At 68.5% G+C, this 19,236-nt stretch carries 24 protein-coding genes; 9 read left to right on the forward strand and 15 right to left on the reverse strand.

Going from position 1 to position 19,236, the window contains the following annotated elements:
* Window positions 1-65: 65 nt before the first annotated feature.
* The 3 genes from K2W61_RS16490 to K2W61_RS16500 all read left to right on the forward strand — a co-directional run bounded on the left by K2W61_RS16490 (window position 66) and on the right by K2W61_RS16500 (window position 2,512).
* Window positions 66-1,082 (forward strand): NAD(P)H-binding protein, encoded by a 1,017-nt coding sequence (locus K2W61_RS16490; RefSeq protein WP_175133503.1) that lies wholly within the window; start codon window positions 66-68, stop codon window positions 1,080-1,082.
* Between the two features lie 91 nt (window positions 1,083-1,173).
* Complete coding sequence (locus K2W61_RS16495; RefSeq protein WP_236756085.1) at window positions 1,174-2,079, forward strand: aldose epimerase family protein; 906 nt, start codon at window positions 1,174-1,176, stop codon at window positions 2,077-2,079.
* A 76-nt stretch (window positions 2,080-2,155) separates the two neighbouring features.
* Window positions 2,156-2,512 carry a hypothetical protein gene (locus tag K2W61_RS16500; protein WP_175133505.1) on the forward strand — a complete coding sequence of 119 codons (357 nt, stop codon included), beginning with the start codon at window positions 2,156-2,158 and terminating at the stop codon, window positions 2,510-2,512.
* Between the two features lie 4 nt (window positions 2,513-2,516).
* On the opposite strand, the gene K2W61_RS16505 is transcribed toward K2W61_RS16500, so the two are convergent.
* The 3 genes from K2W61_RS16505 to K2W61_RS16515 form a co-directional block, all read right to left on the reverse strand.
* On the reverse strand, window positions 2,517-2,780 hold the full coding sequence (locus K2W61_RS16505) for a hypothetical protein (RefSeq protein ID WP_236756087.1): 264 nt from the start codon (window positions 2,778-2,780) through the stop codon (window positions 2,517-2,519).
* 147 nt (window positions 2,781-2,927) lie between these two features.
* Window positions 2,928-3,941 (reverse strand): zinc-binding alcohol dehydrogenase family protein, encoded by a 1,014-nt coding sequence (locus K2W61_RS16510; protein ID WP_236756089.1) that lies wholly within the window; start codon window positions 3,939-3,941, stop codon window positions 2,928-2,930.
* A gap of 26 nt (window positions 3,942-3,967) precedes the next feature.
* The gene (locus tag K2W61_RS16515) at window positions 3,968-4,762 is read right to left on the reverse strand and encodes an SDR family NAD(P)-dependent oxidoreductase (protein WP_175133507.1); all 795 of its coding nucleotides are present in this window, start codon (window positions 4,760-4,762) and stop codon (window positions 3,968-3,970) included.
* 111 nt (window positions 4,763-4,873) lie between these two features.
* On the opposite strand from K2W61_RS16515, the gene K2W61_RS16520 reads away from it, so the two are divergent.
* Complete coding sequence (locus K2W61_RS16520) at window positions 4,874-5,785, forward strand: LysR family transcriptional regulator (RefSeq protein ID WP_175133508.1); 912 nt, start codon at window positions 4,874-4,876, stop codon at window positions 5,783-5,785.
* Window positions 5,786-5,797: 12 nt separating this feature from the next.
* Here the strand turns inward: K2W61_RS16520 and K2W61_RS16525 are convergent, their stop codons facing one another.
* Complete coding sequence (locus K2W61_RS16525; RefSeq protein ID WP_175133509.1) at window positions 5,798-6,301, reverse strand: DUF6496 domain-containing protein; 504 nt, start codon at window positions 6,299-6,301, stop codon at window positions 5,798-5,800.
* Window positions 6,302-6,489: 188 nt separating this feature from the next.
* Between K2W61_RS16525 and K2W61_RS16530 the strand changes: the two genes are divergently transcribed.
* Window positions 6,490-6,708, forward strand: a complete 219-nt coding sequence (locus tag K2W61_RS16530; RefSeq protein WP_175133510.1) for a dodecin — start codon at window positions 6,490-6,492, stop codon at window positions 6,706-6,708.
* A gap of 660 nt (window positions 6,709-7,368) precedes the next feature.
* Here K2W61_RS16530 and K2W61_RS16535 read toward each other — a convergent pair.
* The 5 genes from K2W61_RS16535 to hpxZ form a co-directional block, all read right to left on the reverse strand.
* Entirely contained in the window at window positions 7,369-7,785 is a 417-nt protein-coding gene (locus K2W61_RS16535; RefSeq protein ID WP_175133511.1) for a MarR family winged helix-turn-helix transcriptional regulator, read from the reverse strand.
* A 126-nt stretch (window positions 7,786-7,911) separates the two neighbouring features.
* Window positions 7,912-8,301: a DMT family transporter gene (locus tag K2W61_RS16540; protein ID WP_175141439.1), complete on the reverse strand. Its 390-nt coding sequence runs from the start codon at window positions 8,299-8,301 to the stop codon at window positions 7,912-7,914.
* A 55-nt stretch (window positions 8,302-8,356) separates the two neighbouring features.
* Window positions 8,357-8,677: a DMT family transporter gene (locus K2W61_RS16545; RefSeq protein ID WP_175133513.1), complete on the reverse strand. Its 321-nt coding sequence runs from the start codon at window positions 8,675-8,677 to the stop codon at window positions 8,357-8,359.
* 284 nt (window positions 8,678-8,961) lie between these two features.
* A complete protein-coding gene (locus K2W61_RS16550) occupies window positions 8,962-9,516 on the reverse strand; it encodes an NADPH-dependent FMN reductase (protein WP_175133514.1) in 555 nt (184 codons plus the stop codon).
* Between the two features lie 145 nt (window positions 9,517-9,661).
* Window positions 9,662-10,039 (reverse strand): oxalurate catabolism protein HpxZ, encoded by a 378-nt coding sequence (gene hpxZ, locus K2W61_RS16555; protein WP_175133515.1) that lies wholly within the window; start codon window positions 10,037-10,039, stop codon window positions 9,662-9,664.
* A gap of 219 nt (window positions 10,040-10,258) precedes the next feature.
* Between hpxZ and K2W61_RS16560 the strand changes: the two genes are divergently transcribed.
* Window positions 10,259-10,804 (forward strand): antibiotic biosynthesis monooxygenase, encoded by a 546-nt coding sequence (locus K2W61_RS16560; RefSeq protein ID WP_236756090.1) that lies wholly within the window; start codon window positions 10,259-10,261, stop codon window positions 10,802-10,804.
* A gap of 7 nt (window positions 10,805-10,811) precedes the next feature.
* On the opposite strand, the gene K2W61_RS16565 is transcribed toward K2W61_RS16560, so the two are convergent.
* Genes K2W61_RS16565 through K2W61_RS16590 form a run of 6 tightly spaced genes read right to left on the reverse strand, consistent with a single transcriptional unit; the run spans window position 10,812 to window position 15,834 of the window.
* The gene (locus tag K2W61_RS16565) at window positions 10,812-11,519 is read right to left on the reverse strand and encodes a GntR family transcriptional regulator (protein WP_175133517.1); all 708 of its coding nucleotides are present in this window, start codon (window positions 11,517-11,519) and stop codon (window positions 10,812-10,814) included.
* Between the two features lie 23 nt (window positions 11,520-11,542).
* Window positions 11,543-12,928 (reverse strand): AtzE family amidohydrolase, encoded by a 1,386-nt coding sequence (locus K2W61_RS16570; protein WP_236756091.1) that lies wholly within the window; start codon window positions 12,926-12,928, stop codon window positions 11,543-11,545.
* A complete protein-coding gene (locus tag K2W61_RS16575) occupies window positions 12,925-13,107 on the reverse strand; it encodes a DUF4089 domain-containing protein (protein ID WP_175133519.1) in 183 nt (60 codons plus the stop codon). Before K2W61_RS16575 ends, K2W61_RS16570 begins: the two co-directional genes overlap by 4 nt.
* A 52-nt stretch (window positions 13,108-13,159) precedes the next feature.
* Window positions 13,160-13,981, reverse strand: coding sequence for an ABC transporter ATP-binding protein (locus K2W61_RS16580; protein WP_020928903.1), 822 nt, complete (start codon window positions 13,979-13,981; stop codon window positions 13,160-13,162).
* Between the two features lie 2 nt (window positions 13,982-13,983).
* Complete coding sequence (locus K2W61_RS16585) at window positions 13,984-14,823, reverse strand: ABC transporter permease (RefSeq protein WP_175133520.1); 840 nt, start codon at window positions 14,821-14,823, stop codon at window positions 13,984-13,986.
* A gap of 3 nt (window positions 14,824-14,826) precedes the next feature.
* On the reverse strand, window positions 14,827-15,834 hold the full coding sequence (locus K2W61_RS16590; RefSeq protein WP_175133521.1) for an ABC transporter substrate-binding protein: 1,008 nt from the start codon (window positions 15,832-15,834) through the stop codon (window positions 14,827-14,829).
* Between the two features lie 270 nt (window positions 15,835-16,104).
* On the opposite strand from K2W61_RS16590, the gene K2W61_RS16595 reads away from it, so the two are divergent.
* The 3 genes from K2W61_RS16595 to K2W61_RS16605 all read left to right on the forward strand — a co-directional run bounded on the left by K2W61_RS16595 (window position 16,105) and on the right by K2W61_RS16605 (window position 19,175).
* A complete protein-coding gene (locus K2W61_RS16595; protein WP_175141441.1) occupies window positions 16,105-17,016 on the forward strand; it encodes a LysR family transcriptional regulator in 912 nt (303 codons plus the stop codon).
* A gap of 122 nt (window positions 17,017-17,138) precedes the next feature.
* On the forward strand, window positions 17,139-17,807 hold the full coding sequence (locus tag K2W61_RS16600; protein WP_236756092.1) for a DUF4286 family protein: 669 nt from the start codon (window positions 17,139-17,141) through the stop codon (window positions 17,805-17,807).
* Window positions 17,808-17,855: 48 nt separating this feature from the next.
* Window positions 17,856-19,175, forward strand: a complete 1,320-nt coding sequence (locus tag K2W61_RS16605; protein WP_175133524.1) for an MFS transporter — start codon at window positions 17,856-17,858, stop codon at window positions 19,173-19,175.
* Window positions 19,176-19,236: the final 61 nt, after the last annotated feature.

Genomic DNA, 19,236 nt, shown 5'->3' on the forward strand with positions numbered 1-19,236 from the left:
GCGAAGTTCGGCAATTTATTTTGTATGGCCGCCGCGCCAGAATGGTCGCCATGGATTCACGGGAGATGACCATGACGATGATCGAATCGAGCCGGCCGGGCACCGCGCTGGTGCTGGGCGCCACCGGCGGCGTCGGGGGCGAGGCGGCGCGCCAGTTGCGTGACGCCGGCTGGGGCGTGCGCGCGCTGGCGCGCGGGCTGGCGACGGAAACGGCGCAGCGCGATGGCATGACCTGGCTGCGCGGCGATGCCATGAACCGCCAGGACGTGGCGCGGGCGGCGCTGGGGTGCGAGGTGATCGTGCATGCGGTCAATCCGCCCGGCTACCGCCGCTGGGGCGAGTTGGTGCTGCCGATGATCGACAACACCATTGCGGTGGCGACCGCGCAGGGCGCAACGATCGCGCTGCCGGGCACGATCTACAACTACGGGCCGGACGCGTTTGTGTTGTTGCGCGAGACTTCGCCGCAGCACCCGCTGACGCGCAAGGGCGCGATCCGGGTGGAACTCGAACGCCGGCTGCAAGTGGCCAGCGAACGCGGGGCGCGCGCGCTGGTGCTGCGGGCGGGTGATTTCTTCGGCCCGCGCGCCGGCAACAACTGGTTTTCGCAAGGGCTGGTCAAGCCGGGGCGGCCGTTGAAGCGGGTCAGCATGCCGGGGGCGCCGGGCGTGGGGCATCAGTGGAGCTATCTGCCGGACGTGGGGCGGGCGCTGGTCGAGCTGCTGGCGCGGCGCGATGCGCTGGCGCCGTTTGCGGCCTTCCACATGGCGGGGCATTGGGATCCGGACGGCACGCGGATGGCGGCGGCGATCGTGCGGGTGGCGCGCCGCCATGGCCTCGAGCCGCGCGTGGCCGCGTTTCCGTGGGGATTGCTGCGACTGGCGGCGCCGTTCTCGGAGACCCTGCGCGAGTTGCTGGAGATGCGCTACCTGTGGCGCCAGCCGCTGCGCATGGACAACGCGCGCCTGGTCGGTGTGCTGGGCGCCGAACCGCATACGCCGCTGGACGTGGCGGTGGCGGCGACGCTGCGCGGCCTGGGCTGCCTGCCGCCCGCGCTGCCGGCGGCCGCGGCCGTGGCATGAGGCGCGGCCCGGCGCATCCGGCTTGCTGGCGCCGGACCGGGCCATGCACAATGGCGCCACGCGGCCGTTCGCAGCGCCGCGGGAGCGCCCGATGCCCGATTTGCCGTTTTCCGCCACGCTGGATGCCCGCGAACGCGTGACCATTGCCCACGGTTCCCACCGCGCCGAGTTCGCGCCTGGCGGCGGCGGACGCCTGACGCGGCTGTCGACGGGCGCGCATGACTGGATCGTGCCGCTGGTCGAGACGGATTGGCCGCCGGCGCAATGGCCGCGCGCCGGGTCGTATCCGTTGACGCCCTATTCGAACCGGGTGCGCGACGGCGTGTTCACCTTCGCCGGCGAGCGCCACGCGTTGCAATCGCTGCCGGGGCGGCCGCAGGCGATCCATGGCGGCGGCCTGTACCAGCCCTGGCAGGTGCGTCACCTGGCCGATGACGCGGTCGACCTGGTGCTGCAACAGCCGGCCGGCGTGCTGGGCTGGCCGTGGCCGTATGAGTGCGTGCAGCGCTACCGGCTGGATTCGCGCGGCCTGTCGCTGACGCTGTTGATGATCAACCAGGGCGATGCGCCGATGCCGTTCGGCTGCGGCATCCATCCGTATTTCACCGCCGAGCGGGTGGCGCTGCATGCGCGCCGCGCGTGGCCGACGGATGCGGACGGCCTGCCCGGCGCCAGCCAGACGACGCACGTGCGCGAGCTGGGCCAGTCTGCCGAGGGCTGCGATACCTATCTGTCGCAGTGGGGCGGGCGCGCCACGCTGCGCTGGCCGGACGGGCACGAACTGGCGTTGCACGCCGACGCGGCGTTCGCACACCTGGTGGTCTACACCGCGCCGGGCTCGGATTTCCTGTGCGTGGAGCCGGTGACCAACGTGGCCGATGCCTTCAACCTGGCGGCGGCGGGCGAGACCCGCACCGGCCTGCGGGTGCTGGCGCCGGGCGAGCGCTTCAGCGCGACGCTGTTGCTGGCGCTGCGGCCACCGCGTGACGCGCGTTGAGGCCGGCGGCGATGCGGCTGGCAACGGCCGTAAGCTCCGGCGATAATCCGGCAAAACCCAATCCAGGAGTCGTTACGTGAAAAAGCTCAGCACCGAACAATTGCAGGCGGCGGCCGAGACGCTGCGCCGGGTGCAGGCCAGGCTGGCCCGTTCGGGCAGCCTGCCGCTGGAGCCGACGATCTACGCCAGCGCCAAGGGCTTCCGCCGCAACGTGCCCGACTATGTCTGGGCGTGGCTGTCGGGCCTGCTGGCGCCGCACAAGAGCCTGTCGGCCTGGATGGACGCGCATCGACCCGGTTGGCGCGAGGGCAAGATTCCGGCGGCGGTGGTGTACGCGCGCACCGAGAACGGCTGGTTCGACTGGTTGATTGCCCAGCTCGAGGCCGAGATCGGCGATCCGCGCGCACGCGCCCGGCGCGACGGCCAGGCCTGAGCGCTCAGGCGCGGATGCGGAACGCGCGCAGGCGCCGCAGCAACAGGAAAACGGTTTCCTGCGCCGCGGCCACCAGCAGCGCGGCCAGGATGGCGCTGAGCACCAGCTCGTCCCACATGCGCGGCGGCCCGACCCGGAACTGGATGGTGTCGAACACCAGTCCGGTCGTGACACCCGCGACGATGACGGCTCTCAGGCCCTGCAGCGGCACCAGCCGCAGCATCAGCAAGGCGATCGCCACCATGCCCCAGAGCATGGGTTCCAGCATTTGGTCGGACAGCTGAGAAATCAGGGCAAACTCCCGAAAGCGCGGCAGCGGGTTAAAGGTCTGCCGCGCGCAGTCGAGTTTTTACCTCTTTCCGCGCACGAATGCGAGACGCCCGTCCCAATTATGTCGTTGGGGCGGGGCGGCGTTTCAGAAACCCTCCAGCACGACTTTGCCGCGCGCCTTGCCGCTTTCGATGAAGGCGTGCGCGCGCCGCAGGTTTTCGGCGTTGATGCGGCCATAGTGCTCGCCCAGCGTGGTGCGCAGGGTGCCGTTGTCGATCAGCCGCGCGGCCTGGTTCAGCAGTTCGTGCTGGGCGATCAGGTCGGGCGTGTTGTGCAGCGGCCGGGCGAACATGAACTCCCAGTGCAGCGAGGCCGACTTGCCCTTGAGCAGGCGCACGTCGATGGCGGCGGGATCGTCGATCAGGGCGATCTTGCCTTGCGGCGCGATGGCTTCGGCCAGCTGCGCGAAGTGCTGGTCGGTCTGGGTCAGGCCGGCGATGAAGCTGACCTGCGGCAGGCCGATGCGCTTGAGTTCCCCGGCCAGCGGTTTGGTGTGGTCGATGACGTGATGGGCGCCCAGACCTTTGACCCAGGCCTGGGTCTCGGGCCGCGAGGCGGTGCCGATGATGGTCAGGCCGGTCAACTGGCGCGCCAGTTGCACCAGGATCGAACCGACGCCGCCGGCCGCGCCCACCACCAGCAGCGTGCCCTGGCTGGGCGCGGCGTTGTCCAGCACTCGCAGGCGGTCGAACAGCAGTTCCCAGGCGGTGATGGTGGTCAGCGGCAGCGCGGCGGCCTGGGCGAAGTCCAGGCTTTGCGGCATGCGGCCGACGATGCGCTCGTCAACCACGTGCAGTTCGCTGTTGGCGCCGGGACGCGTCAGGGCGCCGGCGTACCAGACGCGGTCGCCGGGCGCGAACAGGCGGGTCTTGGCGCCCACGGCGCGCACGATGCCGGCGGCGTCCCAGCCGATGATCTCGGGCTGGCCGTCCTTGGGCTTGCGGTTGGCGCGGATTTTGACGTCCACCGGGTTGACGGAGATGGCCTTGACCTCGACCAGTAGGTCGTGGTCGCCGGGCACGGGGTCGGGCGCGGTGATGTCCTGCAGCGATTGCGGATCGGTGGCGGGCAGGTTCTGGAAGTAGGCGATGGCTTTCATGTGACGATCTCGAAACGGGAAGGGGATCAGGCGATGGTGCGGACCACGCCGCCATCGACGCGCAAGGCGGCGCCGTTGGTGGCCGAGGACTGGCGCGAGCAGGTGTAGACGACCATATTGGCCACTTCCTCCACCGTCGCCAGGCGGCGCAGCAGCGAGGTCGGCCGGTGCTGGGCGATGAAGTCGCGTTCCATCCGGTCTTGCGGCAGGCCCTGCGCTTTGGCCATCTCGGCGAAGAAGTCGACCACGCCTTCGGAACGGGTCGGGCCGGGCAGCACCGCGTTGACGGTGACGCCGCTGCCGGCGGTCAGTTCGGCCAGGCCGCGCGAGACGCCCAGCAGCGCGGTCTTGCTGACGCCGTAGTGGATCATCTCGGCGGGAATGTGCAGCGCCGATTCGCTGGAGATGAAGACGATGCGGCCCCAGTCGGCGGCCAGCATGCGCGGTAGGTAATAGCGCGACAGGCGCACGCCGCTCATGACGTTGGTGTCGAGCATGTAGCGCCAGTCGTCGTCGGTGATTTCAGTGAAGGACTTGGGCGCGAAGTAGCCGGCGTTGTTGACCAGGATATCGACGTCGGGATGGGCGGCGCAGATCGAGGCGGCGCCGTCGGCGGTGGACAGGTCGGCCTGCACCGTATGCACCTGGGCGGCTGGGTGCTGGCGCGCGATGGCGGCGGCGGCCTGCTGGAGCTTATCGGCGTTGCGGCCATGCAGCACTACCTGGGCGCCGGCCTCGGCCAGGCCCTGGGCGATGGCCAGGCCGATGCCGCCGGATGAGCCGGTGACCAGGGCTTTCTTGCCGTCGAGTTCGATTTTCATGGGGGACTCCAAAGCGTTGCGGGGATGGCGCCATCATTGCCCAGTGGCGGGCGAGGAAAAACCGGCTAGCATCGGACTCAGTTTCAATGGTTTTTTGAAAATGAGACCCCTATGGTCCGGTTTGAGGATTTGCGCATCTTTGTCGCGGCGGCGGATCACGGCAGCTTCTCGGCCGCCGCGCGCGAGCTGGACCTGACGCCGGCGGTGGCCAGCGCGGCGCTCAAGCGGCTGGAACTGTCGCTTGAAACCCGCCTGTTCGTGCGCTCGACGCGCAGCCTGCGGCTGACCGGTGACGGCGAGCGCTACCTGGAATATGCGCGCGCCGCGCTGGCCAGCCTGCAGGCCGGCCAGAGCGCGCTGGCGCGCGACAAGACGGCGATCTCCGGCACGCTGTCGGTGTCGATTCCGTCGGACCTGGGCCGCCATGTGCTGCTGCCCTGGCTCGATGAGTTCCAACAACGTCATCCGCGCGTGAACTTCCAGGTGCGCATCAGCGACCGCCTGGCCGACCTGTACCGGCAGCCGGTCGACATCGCGCTGCGCTACGGCACGCCCGGCGATTCCGGCCTGGTGGCGCTGCCGCTGGGCGAACACAATCGCCGCGTGGTGTGCGCCGCGCCGGCTTATTTCGCGCGCCACGGCATGCCACGGACACCGGCGGACCTGCGCCGCCACAACTGCCTGTGCTTCGTGCTGGGCGAATCGCTGCACGACCGCTGGGCGTTCGAGCACGAGGAGGGCGCCGTGACCGTGCCGGTCAAGGGTGACCGGGTCGGCGACGATGGCGACCTGGTGCGGCGCTGGGCGCTGGCCGGCCATGGCGTGGCCTACAAGTCGCGCTACGACGTGCTGGCCGATCTGCGCGCCGGGCGGCTGGTGCAGGCCCTGGCCGATTGCCGCGGCGAGCCATCGCCGCTGTATCTGCTGTGCGTGCACCGCATGCTGCTGTCGCCCGCGGTCAAGCGGCTGCGCGAGTTCCTGCAGGCGCGTCTGCGCGACTTCGAGGCGGGGGCCGCGTCGTGACCGCCGCGCCGCTCAGTGATGGGCGGCGGCGCGGTTGGCGGCGCGGGTGCGCGCCGCCTTCTTGGCGGCGGCCGAGCGTCCCGCCGGGCCCTTGGTGGCGGCGGCCTTCCTGGCGGCGGCGGAGCGGTCCGCCGCGGTGCGCCGTGACGCCGACTTGGACGCATGGCGCGACAGCGCGGACTTGGACGCCGGCTTGGTGCTCTCACGCTTGAGGGCGCGGGTGGAGGCGCGGGCGCGGGTGGCGGATTTGGCGTGGCCGTCGTGCGCCATCTCGCTGTCCTGCCTGGCCTTGCGGCGAGTGGATGCGGTGGCCTTCTTCGGCGTGGGCAGATCGACGCCGGCGCGGCGCGCTTTCGACAGCCCGATGGCGATGGCCTGCTTGGTCGAGCGCACCCCGTGCTTGCCGTCGCGCACGTGGTCGATTTCCTCGCGCACGAATTCGCCCGCTTGGGTGGATGGGGACTTGCCTTGCTTCTTGTCGCGCGCGGCGCGTTGCAGCGTTTTCCGTTCAGGCATGACAACCTCCTGGCTTGCGTTTCAGAAGCGAGACCGGGACGTGGCCGCGGCCGCGTCGACGGAACTCGTAACACCACGCTATGCCTCACGCGGTATTCTGTGTGTTCGAATGGATTGCCGGTCGTAAGCGCCGGAACCCCGCGCGCGGCCGACGATTCGCAACGCTTCCCCTTCAAAGGAGACGAGCTATGTCGAATCATGTCTACAAGCAGATCGAACTGGTGGGCTCTTCCACCACGTCCACCGACGATGCGATCAGCAAGGCCATCGAACGCGCATCCGAAACGCTGCGCAACCTGGATTGGTTCGAGGTCACCGAGGTGCGCGGCCACATCAAGGACGGCAAGGTGGCGCATTGGCAGGTCGGGTTGAAGATCGGCATGCGCCTGGAGGACGGCGACGTCTAGGGGCGCCGGCTGGCAGCCCGAGAGCGCACCGCGTTCAGGCTGACACCGCGCCGCGGCCATGGCGGCCTGCTCCTTTTTTGAGCGGTCTTTGCAAGTGCTTGTCGGATAAGCTTTTTTTCAGCTTGTCATGAGACTGTTCAGAGGTTTGTCCACATCCGGTGGGGACAAGTCCGGCGCCGAAGCCGTGGCCGCGTCGGCCGCCGCCGGGCGGGGCCTCGCAACGGCGGGGCTGCGCCTTTATTGCCCGCCAGGCGCAAGCTGTTGGCGGCAAAGGGAATTTTGCCGCTGCCCGCAGACTGTCCTCAGCCTTATCCACATTTCCCGGGGACAACCGGGGCGGCGCCGGCACGTGGTTGGGCGATTCTTGACCAGCACTTGCAGGCACTTGATGTGCAAGGGAAAAATCCACCTGCCCTCATGCTGTCCTCATGCTTGTCCACAGAATGCTGGGACAAATGCCGGCCGGGGCGGGCCTTTGCGCGAGATGCGCGGCCGGCAGGCCGGCGACAGTGGATAAGTCCGGCGGACTTTCGCTGCGGGGGCGATTGCGCATTCTTTGAGCGGCGTTTGCAAGTGCCCGGCCTGACAGGTTTTTTTGCACCTGCCCCCGAACTGTCCTCAAGCTTCTCCACAGCAGACGGGGATAGGTACGCGCCGCCGCTATGCCGTGCCCGACTTGGCGCCCGCCGCCGCCAGCAGCTTGTCGCCGCCATGTTGCTTGAGCGCGGCATCCAGCGCCTTCTGGTAGTCGGGCTGGGCGCTTTCCAGGCGCGCCAGCCCGTCCTGCGTCAACACGGTATAGACCCCTCGCTTGTCGTCCGGGCACAGGTCGCGGATGGTGAGGCCGGCGCGCTCCAGGCGCTCGACCATGCGCGCCACCGAACTCTGGTGCAGGCCCAGGTGCGAGGCCAGTTCCTGCATGCGCAGCTCCGTGTCGGGTGAGCGCGCCAGGACTTCCAGCGCGCGGTATTCCGACAGGCCCAGGCGGTGGCGGGCTTGCAGCACGCCGCCCACATCGCTCTCGACGTTGGCGACGACTTGAATCAGTTTGAGCCATGCATCACTTTTTCTGGACATGAGCCTTGTGCTCCCTTTGCTGGACATTCGATTGCGTCATTTTCCCATATGTATGTCCATGCAAGTGCTGGGCGGCCGCGGCCTGCCGCGGGCAACGCGTTGGGCAGGCCGCGGCGGCCATGGCGCTCATGCGGGCCGGGTGTGCCTGCGGTCGCGCAGCCTGGCGCTGTCGGCCAGTTTCAACCAGACCACGCCGCCGATGATGACGGCCAGCCAGAACGCCTGGGCCAGTGTCAACGGTTGATCGAGCAGGATGCTGCCGAAGGCGGCGGCGCCGACCGAGCCGATACCGGCCCATACCGCGTAGCCGATTCCGACGTCGATGGATTTCAAGGCGACGCTGAGCGCATACAGCGTCAGCAGGAAGAAGACCCCGGCGGAAATTGACCAGCCCGGTACCGTGAAGGCCTGGCTGCCACCGACGCTGAGGGCATAGCCGATCTCGAAGGCGCTGGCCAGCAGCAGCATGATCCAGGCGCGTCCGTTGCCCGGGGTGGTGTGGTGGGTTGTGTTCATGTTGGATTCCTTGTTGCGTTCAGGTCAGTGGAGATGAATCGGTTGTTCCGGGGTGTCAGGCGGCGCCGCTCAGCCGCAGGCCCACCACGCCGCCGATGACCAGGGCGATGCCGACGGCCTTGCCTGCGTTCAGCCGCTGGCCGAAGAACAGGGCGCCCAGCACCACGATGCCGACGCCCGCCACCGAGGTCCAGATTGCGTAGCCGACGCCGACATCGAAGGTGAGCAGGGCCAGGCTGAGGAAGTAGGTGGCGATCGCCCCGCTGACCAGCGTTGCGGCGGTCCAGCCCAAGCGGGTGAACCCTTTCGCGTTGCCCGCGGCAATGGCGACTGCGATTTCAAAGACCACGGCGATTGCCAGATATAGCCAACTCATGGTGAAGCTCCTTATGTAGAGGGTGCGCCGCGGGGGGCGCGTCGATATGCCACGGGGGCGGTTTTTCGGTAAATCAATGTATGCGCATGCATATTAATGGGAGTTCCGTGGTGCGTCAAACTATTTGCGCGTGCATGTATTTTGCGGATGGGCGGATATCGCGCGCCGGTGGCGGGCAGTCAAAAAAAACCCCCGACGTGTCGGGGGGGGGATCGCCCGCAACCGGGTGGGCGATCGGTGCCGGGCGGGGCGGCGCCCCAGGCCCGGCAACGGCGGCAATCAAATCAGCTGTTGAACTTCTTGATCCAGTCGACGTAGCGGTCGATCCAGCCTTGCAGGAATTTGCGCGTGCCTTCGTTGGTGATGTTGTACTGGTCGTCGATCAGGCCGTCGGTGTATTGCAGGAAGACTTCCGGCGTCGTCAGGGCGATGGCGCCCTCGGCGGCCAGGATGTTGCGCAGGTGCTGCTGCATGAGCGCGGTGCCGGCGGCGCTGGGCGAGGTGCCGAGAATGCCGACGGCCTTGCCGGCCCAGGAATTCTGGCCCCAGGGACGCGTGCCCCAGTCGATCGCGTTCTTGATGGCGGCGGGCAGCGAACGATTGTGCTCGGGCGAGACGAACAGGATGCCCTGGGCATCGAGGATCTGCTGCTTGAGTTTGGCCGCGGGCGCCGGCAGGTTGTTCTCGTTGTCCTGGTTGTACAGCGGCACGTCGCCCAGGCTGACGTATTCGAACTTGAAGTCGGCCGGGACCAACTTTTCCAGCGCGCGCGCCAGGCGCAGGTTGATCGACGCGGCGCGCAGGCTGCCAACGAAGACAGCGATCTTGTAGGTGCTCATGAGGTGGGGCTCCTGGGTCGGGAAGACCCAGTGTAGACCTGTCCTCATGACGGCTCAATGGCGCCGCGCCCATAACGTTATGGGCGGTATGGACGTGTGTCGAGTTGCATCCGCCGCGTGCCGGCGCCGGCACGGCGCGGCCGTTTCAACCGCTCATCAGGCTGACATGCGCCGCGACAACGCGCCAGCCTTGCGGCGTGCGCATCCAGGTCTGGCTCTGGCGGCCAATGCGGTCACTGCCGTCGCGCTGGAACTCGATATGGGTGGTGGCGAAATCATGGCCATAGGTGGTGATGGCGGTGCGCAGCACGCGGCGCGCCAGGCCTTGCGGCGCGCGGGCGGCGCGGAAGGCGCGGATGGCGTCATAGCCATAGAGGTTTTCACTGGCGCCGTAGCGCAGCGTGTGCGGGCTGTTCCAGAACAGTTCGTCCAGCACGTCGACCTGATTGTTGACCAGGGCGGTTTCGTAGCGGGCGAAGGCCGCGCTGATGTCGGCGACGACTTCCGGCAGATTGATGTCCATGGGTTTTCTCTGGCTGCGAGTGGAATGCACCGTCATGGTGCGTAATTTAGGGTAATCACCAATATGGGGTGTGTTGCGGTGCGCAAATTCACGCCCGGCTGGGCGCCACCGGGCGTTACCCGCCGCGCGCCGGGGCGAATGCTGCGGCGCGAGGCTGGCACGCCGCTTGCTAGGGTTTACACCACATAACAGGCTGCACCTCGCACCAGGAGTTTCATCATGACCCGTTCCGCCGTTCCCGCTCCGGTCACCATGCTGGTGACGCGGCACATTACGCCCGAACGCTACAGCGACTTTCTTGCGTGGATGCGCCAGGGCGAAATCCTCGCCGCCGGTTTTCCCGGCTTTCTCGGCTCCGGCGTGCTGCAGCCGCCCGAAGGGGGCGACCAGTACCAGATCGTGCTGCGCTTTAACGACGAGGCCAGCCTCAACCGCTGGGAACAATCGCTGCCGCGCCGTATGTGGCTGGAGCGCGGCGCCGCGCTGGTGCGGGCCAGCCATGCACGCCGGGTCAGCGGCATGGACGGTTGGTTCGGACCGCCGCGCGCCGCCGGCGCGCCGCCGCGCTGGAAGCAGGCGGTGAGCATCTGGCTGGCGTACTTCCCGGTGCTGCTGGCGTTCACGCTGTTGGTAAGCGAGCACCTGGCGTCCCTGCCGGTGTTCTGGCGCGCCCTGCTCACCAGCCTGACCATGACGCCGGTGATGGTGTACATCTGCATCCCCTTCGTCACGCGCCGGCTGGCGCGCTGGTTGCAGCCGCGCTGACACCCCGCTAGGCCGCCTGCGCGCGGCGCGTGGCATAGAGCCGGTGCAGCGTGATCTTGCGCACCGCGGCCTGGCTGTCGCCGATGTGCGCTTGCAGCAGCGCCGCGGCGCGCTCGGCGTCACGCGCCAGGATGGCGTCGAGGATGGCGCCGTGTTCGGCATAGGTGCGGTCGATGCGTTCGGACTGGGTGAAGTCGAGCCGCCGCACGATGCGGATGCGCTCGGTGGCCGCGCGGTGCACGCGCGCGATCTCCGGATTGCCGGCGGCGGCCACCAGGTCCATGTGGAAGCGCTCATCGAGTTCGGCCAGCCATTCGCCATTGCCGGAGCGCTGCGCGGGGTCGACCCGCCAGACATCCAGCAGCGGTTGCAGCGCGCGCAGCGGATCGGGTATCTGGCCCGGCGCGCACAGGGCGCGTACGGCGGCGATTTCGAGCACGCTGCGCAACTCGTAGAAGTGGTCGAGCGTGTCGAAGTCCAGCGGCTTGACCAGCCAGCCGTTGCGCTGGCGCACCTCCAGATAGCCTTCGCGTTCGAGCCGGAACAGGGCTTCGCGCACCGGCGTGCGGCTGACCCGCAGGCGTTCGGCGATCTCGGTTTCGGTGAAGCGGTCGCCTGGCGCCAGGCGGAAGTCGAGGATGTCGTGCTTGAGCGTGCCGTAGGCCGAGTCGGCCAGGCTGCGGGGCGTGTCGATGACGGCGAATGCGGAATCCATGTCCGGACCTCGATGCGGCGGGGCTATATGGGGCGGGTGGCGGCGATGCCGGCCTGTTCCAGCCGCCGGGCGGCCAGCAGGCAATCGGCCTCGCGCCACGGCGCGGCGATCAATTGGACGCCCAGCGGCAGATGCGCGTCGGCGCCGATGCCGGGCCAGAGGGGCGCGACGCAGACCGGCAAGCCGAGGCAGGAGACCGGTTGCGTCAGCAAACCCATGCTGGCGCGCGCGGGCAGCGTCTGGCCGGCCAGCGTCAGGCTCTGGGTGCCGATGGCGGTGGCGGGCACCGGCGTGGCCGGGGCGATCAATACGTCGTAGTCGGCGAACAGCGCCTGCGCTTCATGGTAAGCGCGCTGGCGTACCCGCTGCGCCTGCTGCACCCAGGCGGCGGGCACCAGGCTGCCGGCGACCAGGCGGTCGCGCGAATGCGGCTCGTAGTAGTCGTAATGGGTGACCAGGCGGCGGCGATGCAGCGCGCCGCTTTCGGCCGCGGTGATCACGAACGCGGCGGCGCGTGCCTGCGCGGCGCTGGCCAGTTCGACGGTGGCGCTGGCGTCGAGCGCGCGCGCCGCCATCTGCACCGCCTGGCGCGCCTCGGGACCGGCCCAGTGGGCGAAGTAGCCGCCCAGCACCGCCACGCGCAGCGGCCGCGCCGAGGCCAGCTCCGCCAGCACGGGCTCGAGCGGCCGCTGGCCGCAGGCCACATCCTCGGGATCGGGGCCTTGCAGGAGGTCGTAGGCCGCGGCCAGGCCGGCCGCGTCGGCCGCGAACGGGCCGAGGTGATCGAGGCTGCCGACAAAGGGGAACGAACCGGTGCGGGGCAGGCGGCCGAAGGTCGGCTTCAGGCCGAAGACGCCGCATAGCGAGGCCGGCACCCGGATCGAGCCGTTGGTGTCCGAGCCCAGTGTCAGCGGCACCAGGCCGCCGGCCACCGCGGCGGCGCTGCCGCCCGAGGAGCCGCCGGCGATGCGGGCGAGGTCGTGCGGGTTGTGGCAAGCGCCGTAGTGCGAGTTCTCGGTGGTGAAGCCGTAGGCATGCTCGTCCATGTTGAGCGCGCCCACCAGCACCGCGCCGGCTTCGCGCAGACGCGCCACCAGCGTGGCGTCGCGCCGCGCGGGGGGATTGGCGGCGTTGACGCGGCCGCCGGCCAGCGTCACTTCATCAGCGGTGTCGAACAGGTTCTTGACGGCGTAGGGCACGCCGGCCAGCGGCGGCAGCGCCTCGCCGCGGGCGCGGCGCGCGTCGATGGCGGCGGCTTCCTGCCGCGCACGGGCTTCGGTGAGGCTGGTGAAGCAGTTGTAGCGCGCATCGGCCGTGCGGATGCGCGCCAGCGTGGCTTCGAGCACCGCCGATGCGCTGCGTTCGCCGTTGCGGATTTGCCGCGCGAGGTCGAGCAGGGCGCTGTTCACGGGCGGAACACCGAGGCCGATTCCAGCTCCAGCGGCAGCGCCTCGTCGATGAAGGTCGAGGCAATGTCGTGGATGCGGCTGAATTGCTGCGCCACTTCGGCCGCGGCCGGTTCACGCAGGGCGTAGCCGGCCAGCGCCAGCGCGCTGCGTACGTATTGGTCGATGGTTTCCTGGGTCATGGCGGGGCTCCCGGCGAGGATGTTTAAGACGGACGGCGGCGGCGCGTGGCGCTTACCTGCGCACCTCGCGCTGGAAGATCTCCAGGCTCAGTTTCTTCATGCCGATGAAGCTGGGCTCGGACAGCGTCTCGACCGTGCGCGGACGGGCGTCGCCGTAGTCCAGTATCTCGGCCACGCGCGTGGGGCGCTTGGTCAGCAGCAGCACCTGGTCGGCCAGGTACACGGCTTCTTCCAGGTCATGCGACACCAGCAGCATGGTGGTGCCGGTCTGCATGAAGACCTCCTGCAGTTTTTCGCGGATGAACAACGTCATCTCGAAATCCAGCGCCGAGAACGGTTCGTCCAGGAACAGCACCTCGGGTCCCGGGGCCAGGGCGCGCATGATGGACGCGGTCTGCTGCTGGCCGCCCGACAGTTCGTAGGGATAGCGCTTGAGGTCGAACTTGACATCGAACGAGGCCACCAGCTCCTCCACGCGCGCATCGACCTCGGCCTTGCTGCGGCCTTCCAGGCGCAGCGGGTAGGCGATGTTGTCGATGGTGCGCAGCCACGGGAACATGGCCTCGCGGTAGTTCTGGAAGACGTAGCCGATTTTGGTCTGCGCCAGCGATTTGCCGTCGAACAGAATCTCGCCGGCATCGATGGGAATCAGGCCCGCGATCATGTTGATCAGCGTCGACTTGCCGCAGCCGTTGGGGCCGAACACCGAGACGATCTTGCCCTTGGGGATGTCGAGGTTGAAGTCCTCATACAGCGGCCAGCCGGCGAAATACTTGGTCAGGCCGCGGATGGTGATGTGGGTGCCCGCCGGACCCGGCCGGAACGGCGCGGGCGTGGGGGCGGGGGCGATGACGGGGTTGATGACGGTGGACATGATTAGCGGCCGCTCCAATGGACCACGCGCTTTTCCAGCACCAGGAACAGAATGTTGAGGACATAGCCGAGCGCGCCGGCGGCCAGGATCGAGGCGTACATATCGCGCACGTTCAGCACCTGCTGGGCATTGATGATGCGGTTGCCCAGCCCGCTGTCCGAGCCGATGAACATCTCGGCCACGATCACGATGACCAGCGCCATCGACACGCCGCTGCGCAGGCCGACGAAGGTGGGCTGCAGGCTTTCCCAGATCAGCACGTCCTTGAAGATCTGCCAGCGCGAGGCGCCCATCACCCGCGCCGCCATCACGCGCTGCTTGCGCGCGTTGATGACGCCGTAGGCGCTGTTGAACAGGATCACCAGCACCGCGGCGAAGGCGGCGATGGCGATCTTGTTCATGTCGGTCACGCCGAAGATCATCAGGAACAGCGGGATCAGCGCCGACGACGGCGTCGAGCGGAAGAAGTCCACCAGGAACTCGACGCTGCGGTAGGCCTTTTCGTTGCTGCCCAGCAGCACGCCCAGCGGCACGCCGATCACGCCGGCGATGACGAAGGCCTGCAGCGTGCGGTTGACGGAGGACAGGAAGTCGCCCAGCAGCGGGCCGCCGGCCATGCCCTTGGCCAGGGCCACCAGCGTGGCGCCGGGCGTGGGCAGCAGCACCGGGCTGACCAGCTGCAGTCGCACCACCAGGTCCCACACCACGTACAGCGCCAGCGGGCCGATCAGCGGCAGCAGGCGCGCCGCGGTCCATTTGCGGGGCGGGCGCGAGGCGGGCGGCGCGCCGGCGGTTGCCGTGGCGGCCGCCGCGCCAGCGCGGCTTGCGTTGGTCGCGTCCATGGCTCAGCCCTTGTACAGCATCGAGGCCACATCCACCTTCTGCGCGAAGATGCCCTTGTCGGTGAACAGGTCGAAGAATTTCTGGAAATACTGGATGTCGCTGGGCTGGAACTCGTTGTAGAGCGTGTAGGCGGCCAGCGGCACGGCTTCGGTCATGGGGCCTTCGATGGCGGTGTAGCCCTTCATGAAGGGACGCGCTTCGTCAGGCTTGGTGCGGATCAGTTCGATGCCGCGGGCGTAGGCGGCGATGAATTTCTTGCTTTCCTCGGGGTGCTTCTTCAGGAACGCGGTGGTCAGCGAGGCCGAGCCGCCGAACCACGGCGCCATCGGGTCGCCCAGCACGTACTTGGCGATGACCCCGGCTTCGAGCACGCGGGTGGTGCCGTTCAGGCGGCCGACCGTGCCGGTGGGCTCGAGTGTGTAGCAGGCGTCCAACTGGCCGGCGGCGACCGCGGCTACGTGCTGGCTGATCGCCAGCTCGACCACGGTCGCCCCGGTTGCGCCGGCGCGCTCCAGTACTGCTTTGGCCAGCGTGGAATTCTGGATGCCGGGACCAGAACCGACCTTTTTCCCCTTGAGGTCTGCGATGGATTTGATGGGACTGTCTTTGGCGACGATGAACTCGTCCAGCACGTTCTTGGCATTGCTGGGGTTCGAGGCGAATATCTTGAACAGGCCGGGCGAGGCGATTTCGCCGATGGCGAGGTTGGCCGAGCCGGTGCCGTTGGCGCTGCCGTCGGCGCGGCCCGCCAGCATGGCTTCCATGACCTGCTGGGCGCCGGCGAACTTGAGGGCCTCGACGTTCAGACCGGCTTCCTTGAAGTAGCCTTTCTCGATGGCCGCGTAGAACGGCAGGCCGGCGGCGACCGGCCAGTAACCGATGCGGATGACCGGACCCGACTGCGCCCGCACCAGGGCCGGCGCGGCCAGCGTGGCGGCGCCCAGCGCGGCGCCCTGCATCAGCCGGCGGCGGGTGGCGTTGAAAGCGAAGGGCGCGGGGCGTTGGGTCATGTGGGACTCCTGGTCGGAAAAGGGACGGGCGCTTGTAGACAAGCTTGCATACCAGTCATCAAGCAAGACTCGTGCCAACCTTGAAAAGCCCGGTTTTTCGCCATGGCGGGGCGATCATGGCGCAGCGCGTGAACCATGCTGGTGCATGCGGCACCGCGGCAGGGCGCGCGGCCCGTCATGGCGCGCCGGCCCCGCCAGGCGTTAGGATGTGCGCAGGCCGGGGCCTGCCGCTCCGCCATTCAAGGAAGAAGGGCGCGCTGCGGCGTCGATATGAATACCCGTTTTGTCGAAGCATTTCTGTGGTCGGCCCGGCTGGGCAGTTTCCGTGCGGCCAGCGACCGCCTGCACATCACCCAGGCGGCGGTGGCCAACCGCATCGCCTCGCTCGAGGAAGACATCGGCGCGCGCCTGTTCGAGCGCGATGCCAAGGAGTTGCGGCTGACGGCGGTGGGCACGCGCCTGCTCGACTATGGCGAACGCCTGTTGCAGTTGCGCCAGCAGATCCTGTCGCTGGGCCGCACCGGCGACGAGGTGTTCGGCCTGGTGCGCATCGGCGCCATCGAGACGGTGGTGCATACCTGGCTGATCGGTTTCCTGACCAATCTGCGCTCGACCTATCCGGGCATCGAGGTGCGGCTGACCTCGGAGACCACGCGCGCGTTGCATCGCGGCCTGCGCGAGGGCACGCTGGATATCGCCTTGCAGACCGATCTGTTGACCGACACTGGCATCATCAGCACGCCGTGCCTGCCGATGGAGATGGGCTGGGTCGGCCCCGCCGGCGATGACGAGGCGCTGACGGTGCAGCAGTTGCTGAGCGAGCCGGTGTTGACCATGAGTCCCGGTTCGCAGCCGCATGAGGCGTTGAAAGGGCTGTTCCGCGAGGCCGGCCTGCCGCTGGGCAAGGTGCATTGCGTCAGTTCGATGTCGGCGCTGGCGCGGCTCGTGCGCAGCGGCTTCGGCCGTGCCCTGGTGCCGCTGCCGCCGATCTACGAATACGTGGCGCGCGGCGAGGTGCAGATGATCCGCTGCGACGTGCCGGTGCCGCCGCAGTTGCTGGTGGTGAGTTACCTGGAAGGCGCCGGCTCGGAGGCGATCCGGCTGGTGGCCGAGCTGGCCTGCCGCGCGTCGGACCAGTACACCGCGTCGGTCACGCCGCCAACATTCGCGTCGGCGCAATAGCGTTATCCCTAGGTCGGCTTTCAGTAATTCTGTTGCCGCCGCGAAAAATTACTCGTTTGGCGGACCTGGCCCGGCCGGCCGAAGATGAGTCCCTTCCGTTATCGAAGGGACGTTTTCTTTCCATGAGCCAAACCACCGCTTCCGCCACGCCCAACGGCATGCTGTTCGTTGCCTGCGACGTCGATCCCGCCTTCGAGACCGATTTCAACCGCTGGTACGACCGCGAGCACGTCGAGGAGCGCGTGCGCATCCCCGGCTTCCTGTCTGGCGCGCGCTATGTGTCGCTGTCCGGCGGCCGCAAGTACCTGGGGCTGTACCGCACGCAATCGCTGGGCGCCTTCACCAGCGCGGATTACCGCACCGCCTTCGAGCGCCAGACGCCGTGGTCGGTGACCAACCTGGATCGCATGCGCGACCCGATGCGCCGCGTGTGCGCGGTGCAGGCCGTGACGGGTTTCGGCAGCGGCAGCCACATCGCGGTGCTGCCGCTGGTGTACGGCGGCGACGCGGCGGGCCTGGCGGCGCGCGCTGCCGAGAGCGGTGGCGCCCTGGCGCGGTCAGAGGGTTTCGTCCAGTCCTATTTGCTGGCGCCGGATACGGCGCTCAGCGGCCCCTTGCCGCGAGAATCGATGGCAAACCGCCGCCTCGATCCGCTGTTCGTGATCGAGGCCGGTTCCGCCGCCGCCGCGCGCGCCCTGGGCGAACAGGCCGCCGCCGCGTTCGGCACGCGGGCCGCCGACAACTGGCTGCTGGCGCTGGGCTGGAAGCTGGCCGCTGCCGACCTGCGCTGAACCGCGCCAAGACAAGCAACGCCATGTACACGGGACAGGGGTAATCAAATGACTGAGAACACGTTGCACGCGCCGGCCGCCGCGCACGGCGGCGCGTCGTCCGGCAAGATGAAGAAGCTGGCGCTGGCCAGTTCGGTCGGCACCACGCTGGAATGGTACGACTTCACGGTCTACAACCTGATGGCGGCGCTGGTCTTCAACGCCATCTTCTTTCCGTCGTTCGACCCGCTGACGGGCACCATCCTGGCGTTCTCGACCTATGCGGTCGGCTATGTCTCGCGGCCGCTGGGCGGTTTCGTATTCGGCCACCTGGGCGACCGCCTGGGCCGCAAGTTCGTGCTGGTGGCCACGCTCGTCATCATGGGGCTGTCGACCGGCCTGATGGGCATGCTGCCGACTTACGCGCAGTGGGGCGTGTGGGCGCCGGCCGCGTTGGTGGCGCTGCGCTTTGTCCAAGGCGTGGCGCTGGGCGGCGAATGGGCCGGCGCGGTCCTGCTGTCGATGGAACACGGCAAGCCCGACCAGCGCGGCCGCAATGCGTCCTTCACGCAGGTCGGGCCGTCGTGCGGCACGCTGATCGGCACCGGCTTCATCGCCCTGGTCTCGCTGTGGCTCACGCCGGAGCAGTTCCAGGCCTGGGGCTGGCGCCTGCCGTTCGTGTCGAGCGTGGCGTTGGTGCTGTTCGGCCTGTGGCTGCGCCGCGGCGTCGAGGAAACGCCGGTGTTCCGCGACATGGAACAGAAGCGCGAGACCGCCAATGCCCCGGTCAGGGACGTGCTGGTGCAACACTGGCGCCAGCTGCTGGTGGCCGGCGGTGCGCGCATCGGTTCGGACGTGCTGTATGCGCTGGTGGTGGTGTTCACGCTGACATACGTGACCACGGTGCTGCGCCTGCCGCGGCCGCTGGCGCTGGGCGCCACCATGCTGGGCGCGGCGCTCAACGCCATTGCGGTGCCGGTGTTCGGCCACCTGTCGGACCTGATCGGGCGGCGCCCGGTCTACCTGGCGGGCGCGCTGCTGGGCATGGTCTGGGCCTTCGTGTTCTTCACACTGATGGACAGCGCGCAGCCCGTGGCCATCTGCGCCGCGGTGGTGGTGGGCCTGTTGATCCACGCGATGATGTACGGACCGCAGGCCGCCTTCGTCACGGAGCAATTCCCGGGGCGGGTGCGCTACGCCGGCGCGTCGCTGGCCTACACGCTGGCCGGCATCGTCGGCGGCGGTTTCGCCCCGCTGATCATCGCCAGCCTGTTCAAGTCATGGAACTCGACCGTGGCGGTGTCGCTGTACGTGGTGGCCGCATTGGCGGTGACCGCCATCTCGGTGCTGGCCGCGCGCGAGACCGCCAAGGCGCCGCTGCAACGCTGAACGCGCTGCCGGCCTTGCCCTCATCGGCCCGGGTTCGCCCGGGCCTTTTTCCGCGCCCGGG

The sequence above is a fragment of the Achromobacter pulmonis genome, from assembly GCF_021733725.1.
Taxonomy (GTDB): Bacteria; Pseudomonadota; Gammaproteobacteria; order Burkholderiales; family Burkholderiaceae_B; genus Achromobacter; species Achromobacter pulmonis.